Source organism: Mesorhizobium sp. WSM2240, assembly GCF_040438645.1.
Classification (GTDB): domain Bacteria; phylum Pseudomonadota; class Alphaproteobacteria; order Rhizobiales; family Rhizobiaceae; genus Allomesorhizobium.
In genome coordinates, this window is sequence record NZ_CP159253.1 from 2,332,506 (window position 1) to 2,351,952 (window position 19,447).

The following is a 19,447-nucleotide window of genomic DNA, read 5'->3' on the forward strand; positions in this document are numbered from 1 at the left end:
GGCGCTAAAGCGCCTCGCCCGCCAGTCTTGCCAAGGCCATATCCTTCCGCTAACCCCGCAAACCATGACTGTCACAGTTCGTTTCGCCCCGTCGCCGACGGGCCAAATCCACATCGGCAACGCCCGCACTGCGCTTTTCAACTGGCTGTTCGCCATGAAGCATGGCGGGCGGTTCATTCAGCGCTTCGACGATACGGATTCCGCGCGCTCCAGGCAGGAATATGCCAATGCGATTCTCTATGACCTGCACTGGCTAGGCATCTTTCCGGACGCCACTCATTACCAGTCTCAGCGCATCGAAAACTACGACGCCGCAGTCGAGAGGCTTAAGGAAGCCGGCGTGCTCTACGCCTGCTATGAGACGCCGGAAGAGCTCGATTTGCGCCGCAAGATCAGGCGCACGCGCGGCCTGCCGCCCGTCTATGGCCGCGAAGCACTCAAGCTCACCGCCGACGAAAAGGCGGCTTTCGAGGCGGACGGACGACGGCCGCACTGGCGGTTCCTGCTGCCCAATTTCGACGCCGATCCGTTCGAGCCGAAGCGCACCGACATTGTCTGGACCGATGTGGTGCGCGGCGAGGAAACCGTCGATCTCGCCTCGCTGTCGGACCCGGTCCTGGTCCGCGAGGACGGCACCTATCTCTACACGCTGCCCTCGGTTGTCGATGACATCGACATGGGCGTGACCCACGTCATTCGCGGCGACGACCATGTCACCAATACCGGCGTGCAGATCGCGCTGTTCCGGGCGCTTGGCGCCGAGCCGCCGGCCTTTGGCCACCACAACCTCCTGACCACCAGCTCGGGCGAGGGGCTTTCCAAGCGCAGCGGCGCGCTGTCGATCGCAGGTTTGCGCGAATCCGGGCTAGAGCCAATGGCGGTGGTCTCGCACGCCGTGCTGATCGGCACGTCGGAGAATGTCTCGGCCGTCGCCAGCATGGCGGAACTCGCCGAGCGCTTCGACCCTGCGGCGACCTCGAAATCGGCTTCCAAGTTCGATCCGGACGAGTTGATCGTACTCAACCGCGCGCTGCTCCATGAAACGCCGTTCTCGGAGGTGCAGGACCGGCTTTCCGCGCTCGGCATTTCCGGCGAAAAAGCCGAGCCGTTCTGGCTTGCGGTGCGCGGCAATGTGGAAAAACTTTCTGATTCGGTGGCTTGGTGGAAGATCCTCAAATCCGGCCCGCAGGAACCTGCCGATCTCGTAGACGAAGACAGGGACTATGTTCGGGCAGCATTCGACATGCTGCCTGAGGAGCCCTGGGACGGTTCGACCTGGAAGGCCTGGACCGATGCGGTGAGGAAGGAATGCGGCCGCAAGGGCAAGGCGCTGTTCATGCCGCTTAGGCTGGCGCTCACCGGGCTTGACGCTGGTCCGGAGCTCGCAGATCTATTGCCGCTTCTGGGTCGGGAAGGAACCTTGGCCCGACGACCCTGACTTTGCGGTCCTCGTCTGGTTCGACGGCGACGGCCTCCGGCTGTTTCTCGACAGCAATATCGGCTCTCGGGGCTGGGGCTTCCGGCTTGGGTTCGGATGGCGTGACAAACGATCCGTTCTCGGCGGGAACTTCAGCGCCCGCGGGCTTGCCGGCAAGCACCTCGAAATTTCTGGCGGCATTGCAGCCGCAGCCTTTCGGCCGTGGGGCATCTATGCTCTTGTAGAGATACGCCGACTGCAACTCCGAATAGCGCTTTCCCGTCACCGTCGAGATCATTGTCGCGGTATCATCAGCTCCGGGCGCTAGCACCCGGTTCGGGTCCGCTTCGTGGAAGAAGACCTGCATCTCGGTCCCGGGGCAGCGTGCGTCGCAGTTCTTCTGGTCGCGTTCGAAATCGGCAAGCGACGCCGCGTAGGACATCGGGAAGAAATAGCCGTCGCAGGTGCGCACGCAAGTCGTTCGGTAGCTTCTGCCCAGCTCCTGCAACTGCTGTCCGTCGCCATCGATAACCCGACGGATGCGGCCTTCGAGGTCCTCGTCAAGCGGTCGGATCGCGCCAAAACCGGTCGGCCGGTCTGACATGATCTCACCGCTATCGATCGGCGGCGGCAAGGGTCTCACGGCAACCGCATCGTCGCGGCAGCCATTGGCGTCGAGCGATGCGAGCAGGCGCGCGCGCGAATGCTCTCCGCCGTTGCCGGCCAATTGGCTGCGCTTGCGCTGAAGCGTCTCGAGATTGATCGCCATTTTCTCGATCGCCGCGTTCAGCGTGGCGCATTGCTTGACGCCGTTGCCGAGCAGTGAAAATCCGCATCTCTGGCTACGCGCCTGTCGCCGCGCTTTCACCATTTCGTCGCGCTGGCGGACGATAGCGTCGTCATATTTGACGAGTGCAGCCGACCCATCGATATCGGCGGCCGCGGCAAGCTCGGCTTCGAGTTGGCGGCAGAGCAGGGTATCGGCGAGAGCGGGCACGGCGGTCGCAACGGTGAGCGCGAAGGCTCCCAGCGCAATGGCTCGTCTCAGCGTTCGCCTGCCCGCCATCCGTGCCGATCCCCTTCCCGCATCGTCGGCTCGCCGACTACGCGAATCCGATGCGGAAGGTTAGCGGTTTCTTCGGCGTCTGGCCAATTTCCCGGCCGGGCGCTCAACCCGTCCTTAGCGTCGCAACGGCTTTCTGAGAGGCTTCGACGACCGCAAGGGCCGTCATGTTGACGATCCCGCGCGAGGTCACCGACGGCGTCAGGATATGTGCAGGTTTGTCGGTGCCGAGCAGGATCGGACCGACATGCAGCGCGTCCGTCATCTGCTTGACCGTGGTGAGCGCTATATTGGCCGAATCGAGGTTCGGGAACACCAGCAGATTGGCTTCGCCCTTCAGCGCCGAATGCGGAAAGACGCGCTGGCGCAGCAATTCGGACAGCGCCGAATCTGCATGCATTTCGCCGTCGCTCTGCAGGTCGGGCGCTATCTTCTTCAGGATCTCGGCCGCCTGCCGCATCTTCAGCGCGCTCGGCGAATCGCGCGAGCCGAAATTGGAATGCGACAGCAGCGCCGCCTTGGGCTCGATGCCGAAGCGGCTGATTTCCTCGGCCGCCAGCACGGTCATCTCGGCGATTTCTTCCGCCGTCGGATCGACTGTCACATAGGTATCGGTGAAGAAAGTGACGCCGCGGGTCGAGATCAGCATCGAAAGCGCCGAGAGATCGCGGTCGCGGACGCCCTCGCGCGGCCCGATGATCAGCGTGACGTTGCGAAGATGCCGTTCGAAACGGCCCTCCAGCCCGCAGATCATCGCATGCGCGTCGCCGCGCTTCAGCGCCAGCGCCGCGATCACGGTGGTGTTGGTGCGCACCATGGTGCGTGCGGCTTCCTGTGTCACGCCGCGACGGCCGGTACGCTCGATCAGAAGGTCGACATAGTGGCGGTAGCGCGGATCGTCCTCCGGGTTGACCAGTTCGAAATCGGTACCCGGCCTGATGCGTAGCCCATACCGCTTCAGCCGCACGTCGATGACATGCGGCCGTCCGATCAGGATCGGCTCGGCGATGCCTTCCTCGATCACCACCTGCGCGGCTCGAAGCACCCGCTCGTCCTCGCCGTCGGCATAGATGACCCGCTTTGAGGCCGATGTCTTGGCCGTCGAGAATACCGGCTTCATCACCAGGCCGGAGCGGAAGACGAAGCGGTTCAAGCGATCGACATAGGCGGGGAAATCGGCGATCGGCCTTGTGGCGACGCCGGTCTCGCAGGCCGCCTTGGCTACTGCCGGCGCGATCCGCAGGATGAGGCGCGGGTCGAAAGGCGAGGGGATGAGAAAATCCGGGCCGAAGGTCGGCGTCTCGCCGGAATAGGCGCGGGCCGCGACATCGGACGGCTCTTCCCGCGCCAATGCCGCGATGGCGCGCACAGCCGCCATCTTCATGGGCTCGTTGATGGCGCTTGCGCCGCAATCCAGCGCTCCGCGGAATATGTAGGGAAAGCAGAGTACGTTATTGACTTGATTGGGAAAATCGGAACGGCCGGTGCAGATCATCGCATCCGGACGCGCCGTGCGGGCCTCATCCGGCATGATCTCGGGATTGGGGTTGGCCAGCGCCAGGATCAGCGGCTTTTCCGCCATGTGCTTCAAGAGTTCGGGCTTCAGCACGCCTGCCGCCGACAGACCGAGAAACACGTCCGCGCCGCCGATCACGTCGGCCAACGTCCGCGCCTCGGTGTCCTTCACGTAAGGGTCTTTCCAGCGGTCCATCTCGTCCAGCCGGCCTTTGTAAGCAACGCCGAATCGGTCGGTCACCCAGATGTTTTCGACCTTCGCGCCGAGCGAAACGAGCAGGTTGAGGCAGGCGAGCGCAGCCGCTCCCGCGCCCGAGGTGACGATCTTGATGTCCTCGATTTTCTTGCCGGCGAATTCCAGTCCGTTGAGCACTGCGGCCGCAACAATGATCGCCGTGCCGTGCTGGTCGTCGTGGAAGACCGGGATCTTCATCCGCGCCTTGAGCTGCTCCTCGACCTCGAAGCATTCCGGCGCCTTGATATCTTCGAGATTGATGCCGCCAAAGGTCGGCTCGAGCGCGGCCACCGTCTCAACCATGCGCTCGATTTCCGGCGCGTCGATCTCGATATCGAAGACGTCGATGCCGGCGAACTTCTTGAAAAGGACAGCCTTGCCTTCCATCACAGGCTTGGACGCCAGCGGCCCGATATTGCCGAGCCCGAGCACGGCGGAGCCGTTGGAGATTACCGCCACCAGATTAGCGCGCGCAGTGTAGTCGGCGGCGGTTGCCGGGTCATCCTTTATCGCGAGGCAGGGAGCGGCGACGCCTGGCGAATAGGCCAGAGCCAGATCGCGCTGGTTTCCCAGCGGCTTGGTCGCCTGAATCTCCAGTTTGCCGGGGGTAGGGTGCTTATGGAAATATAGTGCGGCGTCTTCGAGGTCGGAGCGTCCGGCTTCGGTCTTGCTGGTTTCCATTCTGTGCTCCCCCGCTTGTTCTTCTTTCGCCTCCTTAACACGTGCGACCGGATTTTCGAGGTTCTCGATCGATCTTCACCGGAAATCGGAGACGCCGTATTTGGGCAAGCCTAGAACGCGCTGACGTAAAGCCCACCATCGACGGGAATGTTCTGGCCGGTGAGATACCCGGCGTGGACAGAGCACAGGAACGCGCAGATCTGCCCGAATTCCTCCGGCGTGCCGAGGCGCTTGGCCGGAACGGCGGCAGAGGCCTGGGCCTTGCGGGCGGCCGCAGCGGCAGGTTCCTCGACAGTGCCGACTTCGTGCGGGGGGCGCAACCTGTCGGTGTCAAGTTTGCCCGGCAACATGTTGTTTATGGTGACGTTCTTGTCCGCGACCGTTCGCGCGACGCCAGCCAGGAACGAGGTCAGACCCGCGCGCGCGCCGGACGAAAGGTCGAGGCCGGGGATAGGCACATAGACCGAAAGCGAGGTTATGTTGACGATGCGGCCGAAGCCGCGCGCCGCCATGCCGTCGAGGACCGCTTGGATTAGTTCGATCGGCGCGATCATGTTGTTGGTCACGCCTTTGACGATCGCCTCGCGGTCGAGCTCGCGAAAATCGCGGAAAGGCGGACCGCCATTGTTGTTGACGAGAATATCCGGCTCCGGACAGGCGGCGAGCAGCGCCTTCTGGACCGCCGGGTCCGCCACATTGCCGGCAATCTCGGTCACGCTCACACCGAACCGCTCGCGTATCTCCGCCGCCGTTCTGGCCAGAACCGTTGCGTCGCGCCCGTTGACCACGAGATCGCAGCCCGCCTCCGCCAGCGCCAGCGCGCAGCCCTTGCCGAGGCCGCGGCTCGAAGCGCAGACGATGGCCTTTTTTCCGCGAATGCCGAGATCCATGAGACGATTCCTTCGTTGGGCTGTTTGGCGGAAGCCTATCGCGTGAGCCTTGCCGATCGCAACCGTCATACGCCTGTTGCATGAATCGCGGCATAGGCAAGCCGAGACAAACGGTCCTGGATCCGATGCCCGGCGAAACTCCCCGCAGCTTCCGCACGCTTTTCATTTCCGACATCCATCTCGGGTCGAAGGCGGCCAAAGCCGAGTTCCTGATCGATTTCCTGCGCCATCACGAGGCCGAGGCCATCTATCTGGTCGGCGATATCGTTGACGGCTGGCGGCTGCGCCGCTCATGGCACTGGCCGCAACTCCACAACGACGTGGTCCAGAAACTGCTGCGACAGGCACGCAAGGGCGTGCGGATCACCTATATTGCCGGCAATCACGACGAGTTCCTGCGCATGTTCCAGGGTGTGCATTTCGGCGGCATCGTGGTCGCCGACCGCGCCGTACACGAGAGCGCCGACGGCAAGAAATATCTCGTCATCCATGGCGACCAGTTCGACACGGTAGTGCACAATATGCGCTGGCTCGCCTATCTCGGCGACAAGGCCTATGACGCGGCGATCATGGTCAACCGGGTCATAGCCCGTTTCAGACGGCTCTTCGGCATGCCCTACTGGTCGTTCTCGTCATGGGCGAAGGTAAAGGTCAAGAAGGCAGTCAACTTCATCGGCGCGTTCCAGGAGGTACTCACCGAGGAGGCGCGCCGCTCGCAGGTCGACGGCGTCATCTGCGGTCATATCCATCACGCCGTCATCGAGAAGTTCGACGATGTCCAGTACATCAACACCGGTGACTGGGTAGAAAGCTGCACTGCAGTAGTCGAGCATTTCGACGGCAGGATGGAAATCCTGTACTGGCCGCATATTCGCACAAATGTTCCGGCGGTGGCCGAACAAGGCTTCGTGCCGGTCGTCATCGACAGCGAGACCGTCAAGGCTGCCTGATCCGCCATCGGCGGGTTCAATCGATTGGGCCAAGCGGTTTTCCGGCATGGACGGCCATGCTAATGCGCGCATGATGCGGCGGGGCTCCTTCGTCTGAGTCGCGCCCGCCGGACTTTTCGCGCTTATGTCTCTTCCGCCGCTTTCCCCAGAGCAACAGATCAAGCCGCGCCGCTTCGAACTGCGCATCAGCCTGATTTTCGCCGCGCTCTTCATCCCACTCGGCGTGCATCTCCCATATTTCCCGCTCTGGCTGGAAGCGAAAGGGTTCGACGCCGCACAGATCGCCATCATTCTGTCCGCGCCGATGTTTTTGCGTGTCGTCACCACACCCTTCATTACGGCATTGGCGGACGAGGCCAAGGATCGCGCCAATGTCCTGATCGCGCTGGTTGCGGCCGCCCTTGCGCTTTCGGCCGGCTATTTCCTTGAACCTACCTATGTCGTCGTGCTCGGCGTCTCGCTGGCGCTGACTGTGGTGTGGACGCCGCATTCGCCGCTTGCCGATTCGCTGGCGCTGTCGGGCGTCAGACGCTTCCGGTCCAGCTATGCCAACATGCGCATCTGGGGTTCCGCTGCCTTCCTCTGCGCCAATCTCGGCGGCGGTTTTGTTCTTGCCATGACCAGCGCTGACGCGGTCCCGGCGATGATCTCGATCGGGCTTTGCGGAACGCTTCTAGCGGCGCTCTTTGCGCCCCGACTGGGCCGGCCGCGCCGCGCTTCGCCCTTGTCGGCGGCCGACCTGCAGGATTCGGCGCCCAAGCTGTTCAACCGCTATTTCCTGCTGTTCGTGGCTGGGGCAGGCGTCATCAACGCCAGCCACGGATTCCTCTACAGCTTCGTGTCGATCTACTGGAAATCGATTGGCGTCAGCGAAACGCTGGTCGGGTTCCTGTGGGCTTGGGCGGTCGTTGCCGAAGTCGGCATGTTCCTGATCTTCTCGCGTGTGTTCGGCAAGGTTTCGGTTCCAGCGCTGCTTGCGGCGGCGGGATTGGCCGCTATCCTGCGTTGGGTCGCCTATCCGCTGATCTGGCCGCTCGGTCTTGGCGTGGTCGGCTTTTTCGCGATCCAGACGCTGCATGCGGTTTCCACGGGGCTCATCCTGCTCGGGGTCCAGAAGCTGATCGCCGAGACGGTCGCGGAGGAACGCACCGGTGCTGCGCAAGGCATCGCTTTCTTCGCCAACGGATTCTCCATGGCCGCCGCCACCCTGCTGTCGGGGCCGCTCTACGCCGCCTTCGGCGTCGGCGGCTTCTTCTTCATGGCCGTCTTCGCACTCGCGGGAATTGGATTGATCGCGCTTGCGGCCCGTTCAGCCCCAAAGGGCCGGCTCGGGCGGTGAAACCATCGACCCGTCATAGACCAGCCCCGGCGAGCGATCGCGGGCGAGAAGCAGGGGCCCATCGAGATCGGCGAAATCTGCGTCCTGCGCAAGAAGGACGGCCGGCGCCATGGCCAGCGACGTGCCGACCATGCAGCCGACCATAACGGACAGGCCGAGTTCCCGGGCCCGGTTGCGCAGCAGTATGGCGGCGGTCAGTCCGCCCGCCTTGTCGAGCTTGATGTTCACCGCGTCGTAGAGGCCGGCGAGCTCTTCGAGGTCGGCGGCCTCGTGAATGCTCTCGTCCGCACAGATCGGCACCGCATGCTCGATGCGGCGCAGGATCTCGTCCCGGCCGGCGGGCAGCGGCTGCTCGACAAGCGCAATGCCGAGTTCGGCGGCGGCGGCAAGGTTCGCTTCGACATTCCCGTCGGTCCAGCCTTCATTGGCGTCGAGTATGATCCTGCTGCGGGGAGCGGCACCGGCCACCGCGCGGATGCGTTCGATATCGTTCTCGCCGCCGATCTTCACCTTGAGCAGCGGCCGCGTCGCATTGGCGGCGGCTTGCGCGGCCATGGTTTCAGGAGTGCCGAGCGAGAGGGTGAACGCCGTCTCGACCGGGCGCGGCGCCGTCGCCGAGATTTGGGCATATGCACGCCTGCCCGACATCTTCGCTTCGAGGTCCCACAGGGCGCAGTCGAGCGCGTTGCGGGCGGCACCTGCCGGCATTGCGCGAAGCAGCTCCTCGCGGTCCATACTACGGATGATTTCGCCGCGCATCGCTTCGATCGCCGCGTTCACGCTTTCCATCGTCTCGCCATAGCGCCGGTAGGGCACGCATTCGGCGCGGCCCGAGGATCCGCCATCGCTGATCGTGCAGCAGATCACTTCGGCCTCGGTTTTCGACCCGCGCGAAATGGTGAACGTGCCGGCGATCGGAAAGCGTTCGGATTCGACTAAAAGGTCACGCTTCATATATTTCTGCTCCGGATAGGGGCTAAGTGTTTGACCCTAAATGACAGAACCCGCTTGGCGGGCTAATACAGGGCGCATGTTGACCAACGCCATCAGGGAATCAAGCGGCCAGGCGGCCGACGATGGACGTCCCCGCATCGCGGAGACGGAGGAAGGCGGCGTGCTTCATTGCGCGCTGTCGGGGGCGTGGACGACGCGAACCGTGGCCCGGGTCGACGCCGAGATGCGAAAGATCGAACGCAGGACCGGCTATAATTCCATGGTTCTCGACCTCTCGAAAGTCGAGAAGCTGGACACCGCCGGCGCCTGGCTGATCGATCGGCTGATGACCTCGCTTGCAGGGCGAGGCATCGAAACCAGCCTGCAAGGCCAGAGCGAGGCCGGTTCCGTACTGCTCGATGCGGTGAGCGACGCTTCTCAACGGGAGCACGATGTCACCCCGCCGCGACCTCCCAACATCATCATTCACGCGTTGGAACTGCTAGGCCGCGCGGTCTATGCCGGGCGCGACGACATCATTGCCTCCATGGCCATTCTCGGCGCAACGATCCGCGGCGGCCAGATGAAGCTTGGACGCGGGCACAGCGTTAATCCCGCCGCGATCTTCAACCAGATCGACCGGATGGGAGTCGGGGCCATTCCCGTCGTCGTGCTGATGTCGGCAATCGTCGGCGCGATTGTCGCGCAGCAAGGCGCCCTGCAATTGCGATATTTCGGCGCCGACATCTTCGTTGTCGATCTGGTCGGCATACTGGTGCTGCGGGAACTCGGCGTGTTGATGACTGCGATCATGATCGCCGGCCGCTCCGGTAGCGCCATCACCGCCGAGATCGGTTCGATGAAGATGCGCGAGGAGGTTGACGCGCTGACCGTCATCGGCCTCAACCCCGTCGGCGTGCTGGTGTTTCCGCGGCTCGTCGCCTTGGTCGTTGCCTTGCCCTGCCTGACGGTTGCAGCCAATTTCGCGGCACTTGGCGGCGCTATCCTGGTCTCCTGGTTCTATTCCGATATTGCGCCAGCCGCATTCATCGACCGCCTGCGCAGTGCGATCGACGTCAGTACCATCGCGGTCGGGCTGATAAAGGCGCCTTTCATGGCGATGATCATCGGCATCCTCGCGGCCGTCGAAGGCCTGAAGGTCGGCGGCAGCGCCGAATCGCTTGGCCGCCACGTCACGGCCTCGGTCGTGAAGTCGATCTTCGTCGTCGTCATTCTGGACGGTATGTTCGCCATCTTCTTCGCCGCGATTGATTTCTAGGATGGTTATGAGCGATCAGGCCGAACTCGCTGAACCCGAATCCCGCGCCGGCGGCGAGGAGAACATTATTTTGTCGGCGCGTGACGTTACGGTCGGCTTCGGCGACAAGATCATTCTCGAAAAGCTGTCGCTGGACATCAGGCGCGGCGAGATACTGGGATTCGTCGGCGCGTCAGGCTCGGGAAAATCGGTACTGCTGCGAACGATCCTTGGTCTCAATAAGAAGCGCTCCGGCACCATCCATCTGTTCGGCGTCGATGTCGACAAGGCGACCGAGGCGGAACGCCTGAAGATCGACATGCGCCTTGGCGTCCTTTTCCAGCACGGCGCGCTGTTTTCGGCGCTCACCGTGCAGGAAAACATACAGGTTCCGATGCGCGAATATCTCGACCTCCCCAAGAAGCTGATGGACGAACTGGCGCTCCTGAAGATCGAACTGGTCGGCCTTCCACGCGACGCGGCCGCCAAATTCCCATCGGAGCTTTCGGGCGGTATGATCAAGCGCGCCGCTTTGGCGCGGGCGCTTGCGCTCGATCCCGACATCGTTTTCCTCGACGAGCCGACCTCCGGCCTCGATCCGATCGGCGCCGCCGAGTTCGATGAACTGGTCGCAAAGCTGCGAGACACGATGGGGCTGACCGTCTACATGGTCACCCACGATCTCGACAGCCTGTTCTCGGTGTGCGACCGGGTCGCGGTTCTCGGCAATAAGAAGGTGCTGGTTCAGGGGACCATTGAAGATATGCTGGCCAGCGAGGAACCGTGGGTGAAATCCTACTTTCGCGGCAAGCGGGCGCGGCAACTCGACCTTGCCGCCAGGGAATAGAAGTCAGAACCGCCGATGGAAACCAAAGCAAACTACGTCATTGTCGGAATTTTCACGCTCGTGGCGATCATCGCGGCGTTCGCCTTCGTCTATTGGACCGCGGCGATCGGCGATCGTGGCGAGACGGCGGAGTTGCGTGTGCGCATTCCGGGCTCCGCATCCGGACTGGGCAGCGGCAGCGCCGTTTTGTTCAACGGCGTCAAGGTCGGCGATGTCCGGCGGGTCTATATCGACGTGCTGAATCCCAGTGTGGCCATCGCCGACACAGAGATCGACCGGCTGACGCCGATCACAAGATCGACGCAGGCTGTCATTGGTATCGCCGGCCTCACCGGCCAAGCCAATATCGAGATGAGGGGCGCCGATCTGCAGGAGCCGAACCTGCTTGACGAGGCGGAGGCGAACGGCACGGTGGCGGAGATCACCGCCGACCCGTCCGCCGTCACCAACCTTCTCCAAACCGCGCAGAATATCTTCAAGCGCGCCGACACAGTTCTCTCCGAACTCGAGGGCTTTACCCACGATGTCCGCGGGCCGTTGACGAAGACGGTCGAGAACACCCGCACTTTCTCGGATGCACTGGCGCGGAATGCCGACGGTGTCGACAAGTTCCTGGAAAGCGTCTCCAAGCTTTCCGAGGAACTGGCGGGCGTTTCCGGCAAGCTCGACGGCACGTTGCAAGCTGCCGAAGACCTTCTCAATTCCGTGGACCGGCAGAAAGTTACCCAGATCGTCGCCAATGTCGAAACCTTCACCAAAAATCTGAGTGAAACCAGCACACAGTTCGACGCGGTCGTGAAGCGGGTGGACAAGGCGGTCGGTACGATCGACCAATTCGCCGAGAGAGGCAGTGATGCGTTGGCCAAGGCCGACGGCATCCTCGAAGCGGTCGATCCGGCGATGGTTCGCACCTCACTGTCCAATATCGATATCGCAAGCCGCGACGCCCGGACGGCCGCCGCCGACATCGCAAAGGTCACCGACAAATTCGGCCGGCGGGCCGAAGACATCGACGGGATGATCAGCGACGCAAGGCAACTGACCGGACGCCTCAACGATGCTTCGGTGCGGGTCGACGGCATTCTGGTGAAGGTCGACAAGCTTCTCGGCTCGGGCGAGGCGGAGGGCCTGATGGTCGATGCGAGCGAGACGCTGAAGGCATTCCGCCAGGTCGCCGAAACGCTGAATTCCAGGTTGGCCACGATCACCGATGGGCTCGCCCGCTTCTCCGGTCAGGGCCTGCGTGAGGTCGAGGCGCTGGTACAGGACAGCCGCCGTTCGATCAACAGGATCGAGCAGGCAATCACCGACCTCGAACGCAATCCGCAGCGCATTATCACGGGCGGTGAGGGGACTGTGCGCCAGTACGACGGAAGGGCGCGGCGTTGACTTCGGAGACGGCGCGCAGCAAGAAAGAATCGGTTATCCAGGGGTTGCGACAGATTTAAGCTTGGCCCCGAAAAGTTGCAGACTTTTCGGGGATAGTTAAACGGTGGGACGGGCAGGTTTAGAGGGTGAAGCCAAATCAGTTCATTGCCGGGGTGGCGGCGGCTTTCCTGCTGTCGGGCTGCGCGCTCTTGCCGGGCGGCGCGCCGACGCCCCTCGACACGTTCGAACTATCGGCGCCGCAACTGCAATCCAAGGCCAGGCGCAGCCGCATCCAGATTCTCGTGGCCGAACCCTCTGCGCTGAAGGCGCTTGACGGCCAGAACATCGTTATCAAGCCGTCTCCCGCCACCATCCAGTTCCTCAGAGGCGCGCAATGGGCCGACCGGTTGCCTCGCATAGTGCAGGCGCGCCTGGCCGAAACCTTTCAGCGTTCGGGCGGCTTTGGCGGCGTCGGCAAGCCGGGCGAAGGGCTGGCGATCGACTATCAGATCATCGCGGAGATCCGCGCCTTCGAGGTGCGCGTCGACGGCGGTGGCCGCGCCAATGTCGAGATCTTCGTGAAACTGCTGAACGACCGCAACGGCACGGTTCGCGCCTCCCGCAATTTCGAGGCGAGCGCCCCGCTTTCGCGCGACGGCAACGAGGCCTATGTCGCTGCGCTCGACCAGGCCTTCGGCCAGGTGGCTGCCGAAATCCTTGAATGGGCGGATTCGCAAATCTGATCGGATGCCCGGCTCCAGCAAAAAAGGCGGGAATTTTCCCGCCTTTTTTGCTGTCCGCGTTTGCGCGAGCCGTTACCGCAGGCGGCCGCCGGCATGGGCAAGCATGGTGTAGACCTTGCCGGTATCCGAGGTGAGGTAGGTCTGCGCGATGACATTGTCGCGGTCGTTGTGTGAGACGTCCTTCAGAAGTTTCTCGAAATCGTCGCAATAGCGGTCGACCGCCGCGCGGAATTCGCTCTCCGTCTGGTACTTGCGGCGGATCTCGTCAAAGGTCTGCTGGCCTTTCAACGTATAGAGGCGGCGCGTGAACACGTCGCGCTCACCACGCCTATAGCGGTCCCACAATTCGATCGACGCTTCGTGGTCGATTGCGCGCGCGATATCTACCGACAGCGAGTTCAGCGATTCGACGACATGGGCGGGCGAGCGCGGATTGGTGGCGCCGCGCGGGGCGGTCTCCACTACCGTGGTTTCTACATCCTCGCGCGAGGCTCCACTAAGCAGGTCGCGCACCCAACCGCCGGGTTGCGTCGCGCGGCCATTTTCGCGCGGCCTTTGCAGGTCCGCCGGACGCTCCGGCGCCTGTGCCGGGGCAGCGCGCCGCGGCGGTTCCGGCGCACGAGGGGCGGGCCGTTGCGCCGGCCGAGGTTCGGAAACATCGACCGTGCGTCCGGATTTAGCAACGATATCCGACAGTTCCTTGAGCGCGTTGATCTGCTCGGTAACTGCGCGGCGGATCGCCGTCGTCGACTGCTTGGCTTCTTCGGGCATGTCGAGCACGCCACGCTTCAGCTCGGCGCGCGTGGATTCCAGATCCTGCCTGATCGAGCCGGCGGTGCGCCGCATGTCTTCAGTCGCTTCGGCGAAACGCTTGGTGGCCGATTCCACCACCTCCGAAATCGCCGAGCGTATCTTGTCGGTCGATTCGAGGGTGCGGTCCTCGGCCTTTTCCAGCGCTTTGCCGACCAGGTCCTCGAAAGACCGCATGATCCGCTCCAGGTCCTCCGACTTCTTGACCAGACCGACGGCCAGATCCTCGAGCGATGACTGTCTCTCCAGCGTGTGCTCCAGATTGCTTTGAGCCGAGCTCAAAAGCTCTGACGCGCCGGCCAGGAGGCGGCTGTGCTCGTCGAACTTCGTCGCTATGGAGGCCACTTCTTTCAGTGTGTTGGAAGACAGCTCCGTGAGGCGCGACGTGTTGGAATCGACCAGCCTTGCGGAACTCGCAAAGGTCATGGCTGCCTTTTCCGTCGTTGCGGCGAAGCTCTGCGTGCTGCCGGTCAGGCGTTCCTCGACAGCCGTCAGATTGCCTGCCGCCGCGTCGACCAATGCGCCGAGCTGAGCGCTCGAATCGGCGAGCTTTCCGATCAGGCTGTTAACGCCCTCGGCCAGCGTCGAATTTGCGCCCTCGACCGCCGACAACGTCTCCGCTGTGCGGTTGGCGAGCGCGTCCACCAGCGATGCGTTCTCGGCGCGCAGACGTCCGGCGGCCTGCTCCGTCGCCTGCTCAAGGCTCTTCTGCAGCTCGTTGCCGCCTTCGGCCAGGCGCTCGGCAAGCGGTCGGCCGGCTTCGTCGAGAATGCGGGTGATCTCGGCCGACCGCTCCGCCAGCATTGAGTTCAACTCGCGTGTGTTGGCGCCGATGGTGCGCGCCGCATCGTTCGTGCTCTGGCCAATATGCTGGCCGACGGCTGTGAACGTTTCGGCGATCACATTGGCGCGCGACACGAGCTGCGTTTCCGCCTGGTTGATCTGCTCGCTGAGCTTCTGGCCCATGGCTTCGGCACTGTAGGCGAGGCGGTTTTCGACATCGGCGATATGCGTGCCGACCCTTGCGGCAGCCGCTTCGGCGCTGGAGGAAAGCCTGATCTCGGCATCCGCCACATGCTGGCCCACGCGGGCGGCGACCGCCTCCGCGCCCTGCGCCAGCTTCTCATCGGCGCCGGCGAGCGCTTCCTCGATGGCGCGTGCGCGTGCGTCCAACTCCTTCGAGGTCTGCAGCGCGCGCGCAATGACGCGCTGCTCGGTATTGGCGAACGCGTCGGCGATGCCGGCGGCATGCTGGCCGATCGTGGCCGAGCTGTCGCTGATCCGGGCGGCAAGCTGCTGGTCGGCGTCGGAAAAGACGCGGCCGATCTCGATCGCCCTGCCGGCAAGCGTGTCGGCGGTTTCTCCGACACGAGCGATAAGGCGCTGGTCGGCATCCTCGAATGTGCGGACGATTTCGATCGCACGCGATCCAATCGCTTCGGACCCCTCCGAAATCCGTGCTGCGAGCTTCTGGTCGGCTGCGTCGAACACAGTGCTGATCTCGGCGGCGCGGGAACCCAACGCTTCGGAGCCCTCGGCGATCCGGGCAGCAAGTTTCTCGTCGACCGCCTCGAATATATTTCCGAGTTCGGCTGCACGTGCAGCCAGCGCTTCGGCGGATTCGCCGATGCGCACGCCGAGCCGCTGGTCTGCGTCGTCGAAGTTGCGCAGAATGTCTCCGGCGCGGGCGGCAAGCGTCGAGGCCGTTTCCACCGCGCGGGCCACCAGACGTTGATCGGCCTGGTCGAAGGTCCGGGCGATGTCCTCGGCGCGGGCAGACAGGCTCTCGGCCGTCTCGCCGGTGCGGGCAGCGATGCGCCGGTCAGCTTCCTCGAACACCTGGCTGATGTCGTTGGCGCGCGCCAGAAGTGCTGCGGAAGTCTGCTCGGCGCGTTCGGCGATCTGCCGGTCGGCGTCGGTGAAGGCCTTGCCTGCTTCCTGGTGCAGCGCAGCGGTGACTTCGAGCACCTTTTCCCGCAGCGCACCGGCAACGACGACGGCGCTCTTTTCCAGGACCAGGCGCACATTGTCGACACCGTTCGAAAGTGCGCGCTCCATTGTGCCGGTACGTTCCTCGATGATGCCGGTCTGGCGCTGGAACGCTTCCTCGATCTTCTCGATGTCGGCTGCGAGCGCGTCGGAGATGACGTTGCTCTTGCCGGCAATAGCGTCGATATGGCCCGAAATGGCCTGATCAATCTCGCGCCGCGCCGCAGTGAGCTTTTCAAGATCCTCGTCAAGCGCGCGCGCCAGAGCGTCGCGGCCTTCGGCCAGCTTGCCGATATGCGCCGCCACGACCTCGTCGATGCCGGCACGGCTCTGCGCGACCTTTTGCAAGTCGGCTTCGAGCGCACGCCGCAGGATATCGCGACCCTGGGCGAGCTTCTCCACCTGTCCGGCGACCAGTCCGTCAATGCCGGCGCGGCTTTCCGCGAGCTTGTTGAGATCGGCTTCGAGCGCACGCCGCAGGATATCGCGGCCTTCGGCGAGCTTTTCCACCTGTCCGGCCACGAGCCCGTCTATGCCGGCGCGGCTTTCGGCCAGCTTGTTCAGATCGTCTTCCAGCCTGCGCGAAAGCATCTCGCGGCCGTCGACGAACCTCTGGGCATGGCCGGCCAGCAATTCGTCGATGCTCGAGAGATCCTCCTCCAGCGCACGCTTGAGCGTTTCGCGGCCCTGTGCGAGCTTGTCCGCCTGTCCGGCGACAAGTCCGTCGATGCTGGCGAAATCGTCTTCGAGCGCCTGTGACAGCACGCCGCGGTCCTGCGCGATCTTCTCCATCTGCGCCTTGACCAGCCCGTCGATGCTAGCGAGGTCGGCTTCGAGTGCGCGGGACAGGATATTGCGGCCCTCGGCCAGCTTGCCGATATGGCCGGCGACGATCTCGTCGATGCCAGCGCGTGTTTCGGCGACCTTCTGCATGTCCGCTTCCAGCGCCTGCGACAACAGGTTGCGGCCTTCCGTGATCTTCTCGACCTGGCCGGCGACCATGCCCTCGACCCGCTCCATGTCAGCTTCGAGCACCTGCGACAGGATTTGCCTGCCTTCGGCGATCTTCTCGACCTGGCTGGCAACGAGACCATCAATATCGGACCGGACTTCCGAAAGCTTGTTCAGATCGGCTTCGAGCGCGCGCCGCAGGATGTCGCGGCCCTCGGCCAGCTTTTCGACCTGGCCGGCAACCAGTCCGTCAATGCCGGAGCGGCTTTCCTGCAATTTGCTGAGGTCCGACTCCAGGGCCCGCGACAGGATGCTGCGGCCTTCGACCAGCTTGCCGATATGGCTTGTGACCATTTCGTCAATGCCTGCACGCGTTTGCACGAGTTTTTGCGTATCTTCCGTGAGCGCACGGGCAAGGCTGTCGCGGCCCTCGGCCAGCCTTTCGAGCTGGCTTCCGAGCTCGGCGTCGATCGTGGCCCGCTGTTCGTTGATCTTGCGCAGATCCTCCTCCAGCGCACGCGAAATCATCTCGCGGCCTTCGGCCAGTTTCTGCACATGCACGCCCACCGCTTGATCGATGTCGGCGCGGCTCTCGACGAATTTCGCCAGATCGGCATGGATCGCGTCCGCCATGCGGTCGCGGCTCTCGGCAAGCCGGCGCGAATTCTCCTCGACGGCCTGTTCGATGCCGGCGCGGGCTTCGCCCAGCCGCTCGATGTCGGCGTCGAAGGCGCGCGACACCACGTGGCCGGACTGTTCCAGGCGACCTGCAAAGTCGCTGGCGCGCGCTTCGAGCATGGAGGAGGTCGAAGTGACGATGTCGGCCATCTCCGCGCCTATGCGCTCGCGGCCCTGTTCGATCAGCTCCGAAAGCGTCTGCTTTCCATCGCTGAAGGTTGTGGCGATGTCGCGCGCCCGCTCGACCAGCGTATCGTTTATCTGGCGGGCGCGGGCCTCGAGCGCCGCGTTCAGCTTCTGCGTGCCGAGATCGAGCGCTTCGGCCCGCGTATTGAACTCGCTGATCAGGCCTTGGCCGCGTTCGGCAAGAGTGCGCTCGATGCCCTGCAGGCTGGCCTCGAGGTCGGCATTCAGGGATTTGGCAGCCCCGCCGAGCAGGGAAACCATTCCGGAGGTGCGCTCGTCCAGCAGATCGCTCAGCGAGCGCGTGACCTCATCGGACGTTTGGGTGAGCTTGGCGATGCGCGTGTCGAGCAGGCTGGCGAAAGCCTCGCCCGATGTCGAGATGCGGTCGCTGATCGTGTGCAGGCGGCTGTCGAGCGAATCGAAGATCGACATTCCGCTCTCATTGATGCGGTCGATCAGCGTGTCGCCGGAATTGGAGATCGTCATCGTCAGTTGCGTCGACGCGCCAAGAATGCTGTCGCGTATGGAATCGCTCGCCGATCCGAGCTGGTCCTTCAACGTCTCGTGCGCACCGGCGATCGAGGCGCGGACCCGCTCCGCGTGGGTGACGACGGCTTCGCGTTCGCTGCCCAGCCCATCGACCAGCGAGCGGATGCGGGCCTCGTTCTCCGTATAAGAGCGTTCGATCTGGTTAACTTCGGTATGGACCAGCGTTTCCAGCTCGACGGCGCGCGCGAGCGTGCGCTCGATGCCTTCGCCCATCGCCGCGACTTCGCGGCGCACGGCCTGTCCGACCATCATGACGCGATCTTGCGCCATGTTCTCGGGTTCAGCCAGGCGGAAGGCGACTTCGGTCATGGATTGAGCGGCGAGCCGCATGTCCTGGGCGCGCCGGATCATCACCGCGAAACCCCAGAACAGGATGACGGGGACGATCGTCGCGACAGCGAGCAGGACGGCGTTCGGCGTCGCGACGAGCTGCTCGACCGAACGGATATCCAGAAGGTTCGGCGTCAGCATACGCCCAAACAGCACGCCACCGGCAATCCACAGCAGCGACAGGATCGCCACCACCCAGTAAATGGCGTTGGAGGACCGGCGGTTCATCCCTTGCAGGAGATCGCGGAAATCCTTCTGGCGATCGTCATTGGCGGGCGAAAAACCGTTTGGCTGGTCATTGGCCGGACGAAACCAAGTCGAAGCGGGAGTGTCCTCATTTGCCGGCGCTGGAGTGGATGTCGACGCCGTGCCGTTGGCGGCTGCATGAGCGTCGCTTTCAGCGCGGCCCTCGCGTGCGAGTTCGTCGGCCGCCTGGGAAATCTGTGCTTCCAGATCCTCCATTGAGGCCGCGATATCGAGATCGTCGGCACCGGCTGCGAGGTCGAAATCGAGCGCTTCCTCGAGTTCCCTGGCCACGTCGCTGTCAAAATTCTTGGTTGTGGTAGGTTTTTTCGCCATGCCGCCAGTTACCCTGTACAAATGTCGCGGAAACGCCGGATTCCGGCTCTTTTTTGCCCGCAAGCGAGGCTTATTATGGACATCCCGTATCGTACTGGCACAGTCCGGTAAAGGAAGCTTGAATCGGCCCCGATGC

Annotated in this window: 12 protein-coding genes; 7 read left to right on the forward strand and 5 right to left on the reverse strand. The window is 63.5% G+C overall.

What is annotated here, in order from left to right:
* Positions 1-64: 64 nt before the first annotated feature.
* Complete coding sequence (gene gltX, locus ABVK50_RS11240) at positions 65-1,438, forward strand: glutamate--tRNA ligase (protein ID WP_353641485.1); 1,374 nt, start codon at positions 65-67, stop codon at positions 1,436-1,438.
* Here gltX and ABVK50_RS11245 read toward each other — a convergent pair.
* The 3 genes from ABVK50_RS11245 to ABVK50_RS11255 all read right to left on the reverse strand — a co-directional run bounded on the left by ABVK50_RS11245 (position 1,356) and on the right by ABVK50_RS11255 (position 5,801).
* Positions 1,356-2,483: a DUF2865 domain-containing protein gene (locus ABVK50_RS11245; protein ID WP_353641484.1), complete on the reverse strand. Its 1,128-nt coding sequence runs from the start codon at positions 2,481-2,483 to the stop codon at positions 1,356-1,358. The genes gltX and ABVK50_RS11245 overlap by 83 nt on opposite strands.
* Before the next feature lie 103 nt (positions 2,484-2,586).
* Complete coding sequence (locus ABVK50_RS11250) at positions 2,587-4,911, reverse strand: NADP-dependent malic enzyme (RefSeq protein ID WP_353641483.1); 2,325 nt, start codon at positions 4,909-4,911, stop codon at positions 2,587-2,589.
* Positions 4,912-5,021: 110 nt separating this feature from the next.
* Positions 5,022-5,801: an SDR family oxidoreductase gene (locus ABVK50_RS11255; RefSeq protein WP_353641482.1), complete on the reverse strand. Its 780-nt coding sequence runs from the start codon at positions 5,799-5,801 to the stop codon at positions 5,022-5,024.
* A gap of 125 nt (positions 5,802-5,926) precedes the next feature.
* Here ABVK50_RS11255 and ABVK50_RS11260 point away from each other — a divergent pair, with 125 nt between their 5' ends.
* Positions 5,927-6,751, forward strand: a complete 825-nt coding sequence (locus ABVK50_RS11260; protein ID WP_353641481.1) for a UDP-2,3-diacylglucosamine diphosphatase — start codon at positions 5,927-5,929, stop codon at positions 6,749-6,751.
* 124 nt (positions 6,752-6,875) lie between these two features.
* Positions 6,876-8,090, forward strand: coding sequence for an MFS transporter (locus ABVK50_RS11265; RefSeq protein ID WP_353641480.1), 1,215 nt, complete (start codon positions 6,876-6,878; stop codon positions 8,088-8,090).
* On the opposite strand, the gene dgcA is transcribed toward ABVK50_RS11265, so the two are convergent.
* Positions 8,061-9,044, reverse strand: a complete 984-nt coding sequence (dgcA, locus tag ABVK50_RS11270) for an N-acetyl-D-Glu racemase DgcA (RefSeq protein WP_353641479.1) — start codon at positions 9,042-9,044, stop codon at positions 8,061-8,063. The two genes, ABVK50_RS11265 and dgcA, sit on opposite strands and share 30 nt — an antisense overlap.
* Positions 9,045-9,120: 76 nt before the next feature.
* Between dgcA and ABVK50_RS11275 the strand changes: the two genes are divergently transcribed.
* From ABVK50_RS11275 to ABVK50_RS11290, 4 genes are all read left to right on the forward strand, one after another.
* Positions 9,121-10,302 carry an ABC transporter permease gene (locus ABVK50_RS11275; RefSeq protein WP_353641478.1) on the forward strand — a complete coding sequence of 394 codons (1,182 nt, stop codon included), beginning with the start codon at positions 9,121-9,123 and terminating at the stop codon, positions 10,300-10,302.
* A gap of 7 nt (positions 10,303-10,309) precedes the next feature.
* A complete protein-coding gene (locus ABVK50_RS11280) occupies positions 10,310-11,128 on the forward strand; it encodes an ABC transporter ATP-binding protein (RefSeq protein WP_353641477.1) in 819 nt (272 codons plus the stop codon).
* 15 nt (positions 11,129-11,143) lie between these two features.
* Positions 11,144-12,517, forward strand: coding sequence for an MlaD family protein (locus tag ABVK50_RS11285; RefSeq protein WP_353641476.1), 1,374 nt, complete (start codon positions 11,144-11,146; stop codon positions 12,515-12,517).
* A 125-nt stretch (positions 12,518-12,642) separates the two neighbouring features.
* Positions 12,643-13,239 carry an ABC-type transport auxiliary lipoprotein family protein gene (locus tag ABVK50_RS11290; RefSeq protein WP_353641475.1) on the forward strand — a complete coding sequence of 199 codons (597 nt, stop codon included), beginning with the start codon at positions 12,643-12,645 and terminating at the stop codon, positions 13,237-13,239.
* A 72-nt stretch (positions 13,240-13,311) separates the two neighbouring features.
* Here ABVK50_RS11290 and ABVK50_RS11295 read toward each other — a convergent pair whose 3' ends face one another.
* Positions 13,312-19,311 carry a kinesin gene (locus tag ABVK50_RS11295; protein WP_353641474.1) on the reverse strand — a complete coding sequence of 2,000 codons (6,000 nt, stop codon included), beginning with the start codon at positions 19,309-19,311 and terminating at the stop codon, positions 13,312-13,314.
* Between the last annotated feature and the right edge of the window lie 136 nt (positions 19,312-19,447).

Coding starts and splice junctions, on each gene's coding strand:
- gltX (WP_353641485.1), top strand. CDS start 65: ATGACTGTCACAGTTCGTTTCGCCCCGTCGCCGACGGGCCAAATCCAC.
- ABVK50_RS11245 (WP_353641484.1), bottom strand. CDS start 2,483: ATGGCGGGCAGGCGAACGCTGAGACGAGCCATTGCGCTGGGAGCCTTC.
- ABVK50_RS11250 (WP_353641483.1), bottom strand. CDS start 4,911: ATGGAAACCAGCAAGACCGAAGCCGGACGCTCCGACCTCGAAGACGCC.
- ABVK50_RS11255 (WP_353641482.1), bottom strand. CDS start 5,801: ATGGATCTCGGCATTCGCGGAAAAAAGGCCATCGTCTGCGCTTCGAGC.
- ABVK50_RS11260 (WP_353641481.1), top strand. CDS start 5,927: ATGCCCGGCGAAACTCCCCGCAGCTTCCGCACGCTTTTCATTTCCGAC.
- ABVK50_RS11265 (WP_353641480.1), top strand. CDS start 6,876: ATGTCTCTTCCGCCGCTTTCCCCAGAGCAACAGATCAAGCCGCGCCGC.
- dgcA (WP_353641479.1), bottom strand. CDS start 9,044: ATGAAGCGTGACCTTTTAGTCGAATCCGAACGCTTTCCGATCGCCGGC.
- ABVK50_RS11275 (WP_353641478.1), top strand. CDS start 9,121: ATGTTGACCAACGCCATCAGGGAATCAAGCGGCCAGGCGGCCGACGAT.
- ABVK50_RS11280 (WP_353641477.1), top strand. CDS start 10,310: ATGAGCGATCAGGCCGAACTCGCTGAACCCGAATCCCGCGCCGGCGGC.
- ABVK50_RS11285 (WP_353641476.1), top strand. CDS start 11,144: ATGGAAACCAAAGCAAACTACGTCATTGTCGGAATTTTCACGCTCGTG.
- ABVK50_RS11295 (WP_353641474.1), bottom strand. CDS start 19,311: ATGGCGAAAAAACCTACCACAACCAAGAATTTTGACAGCGACGTGGCC.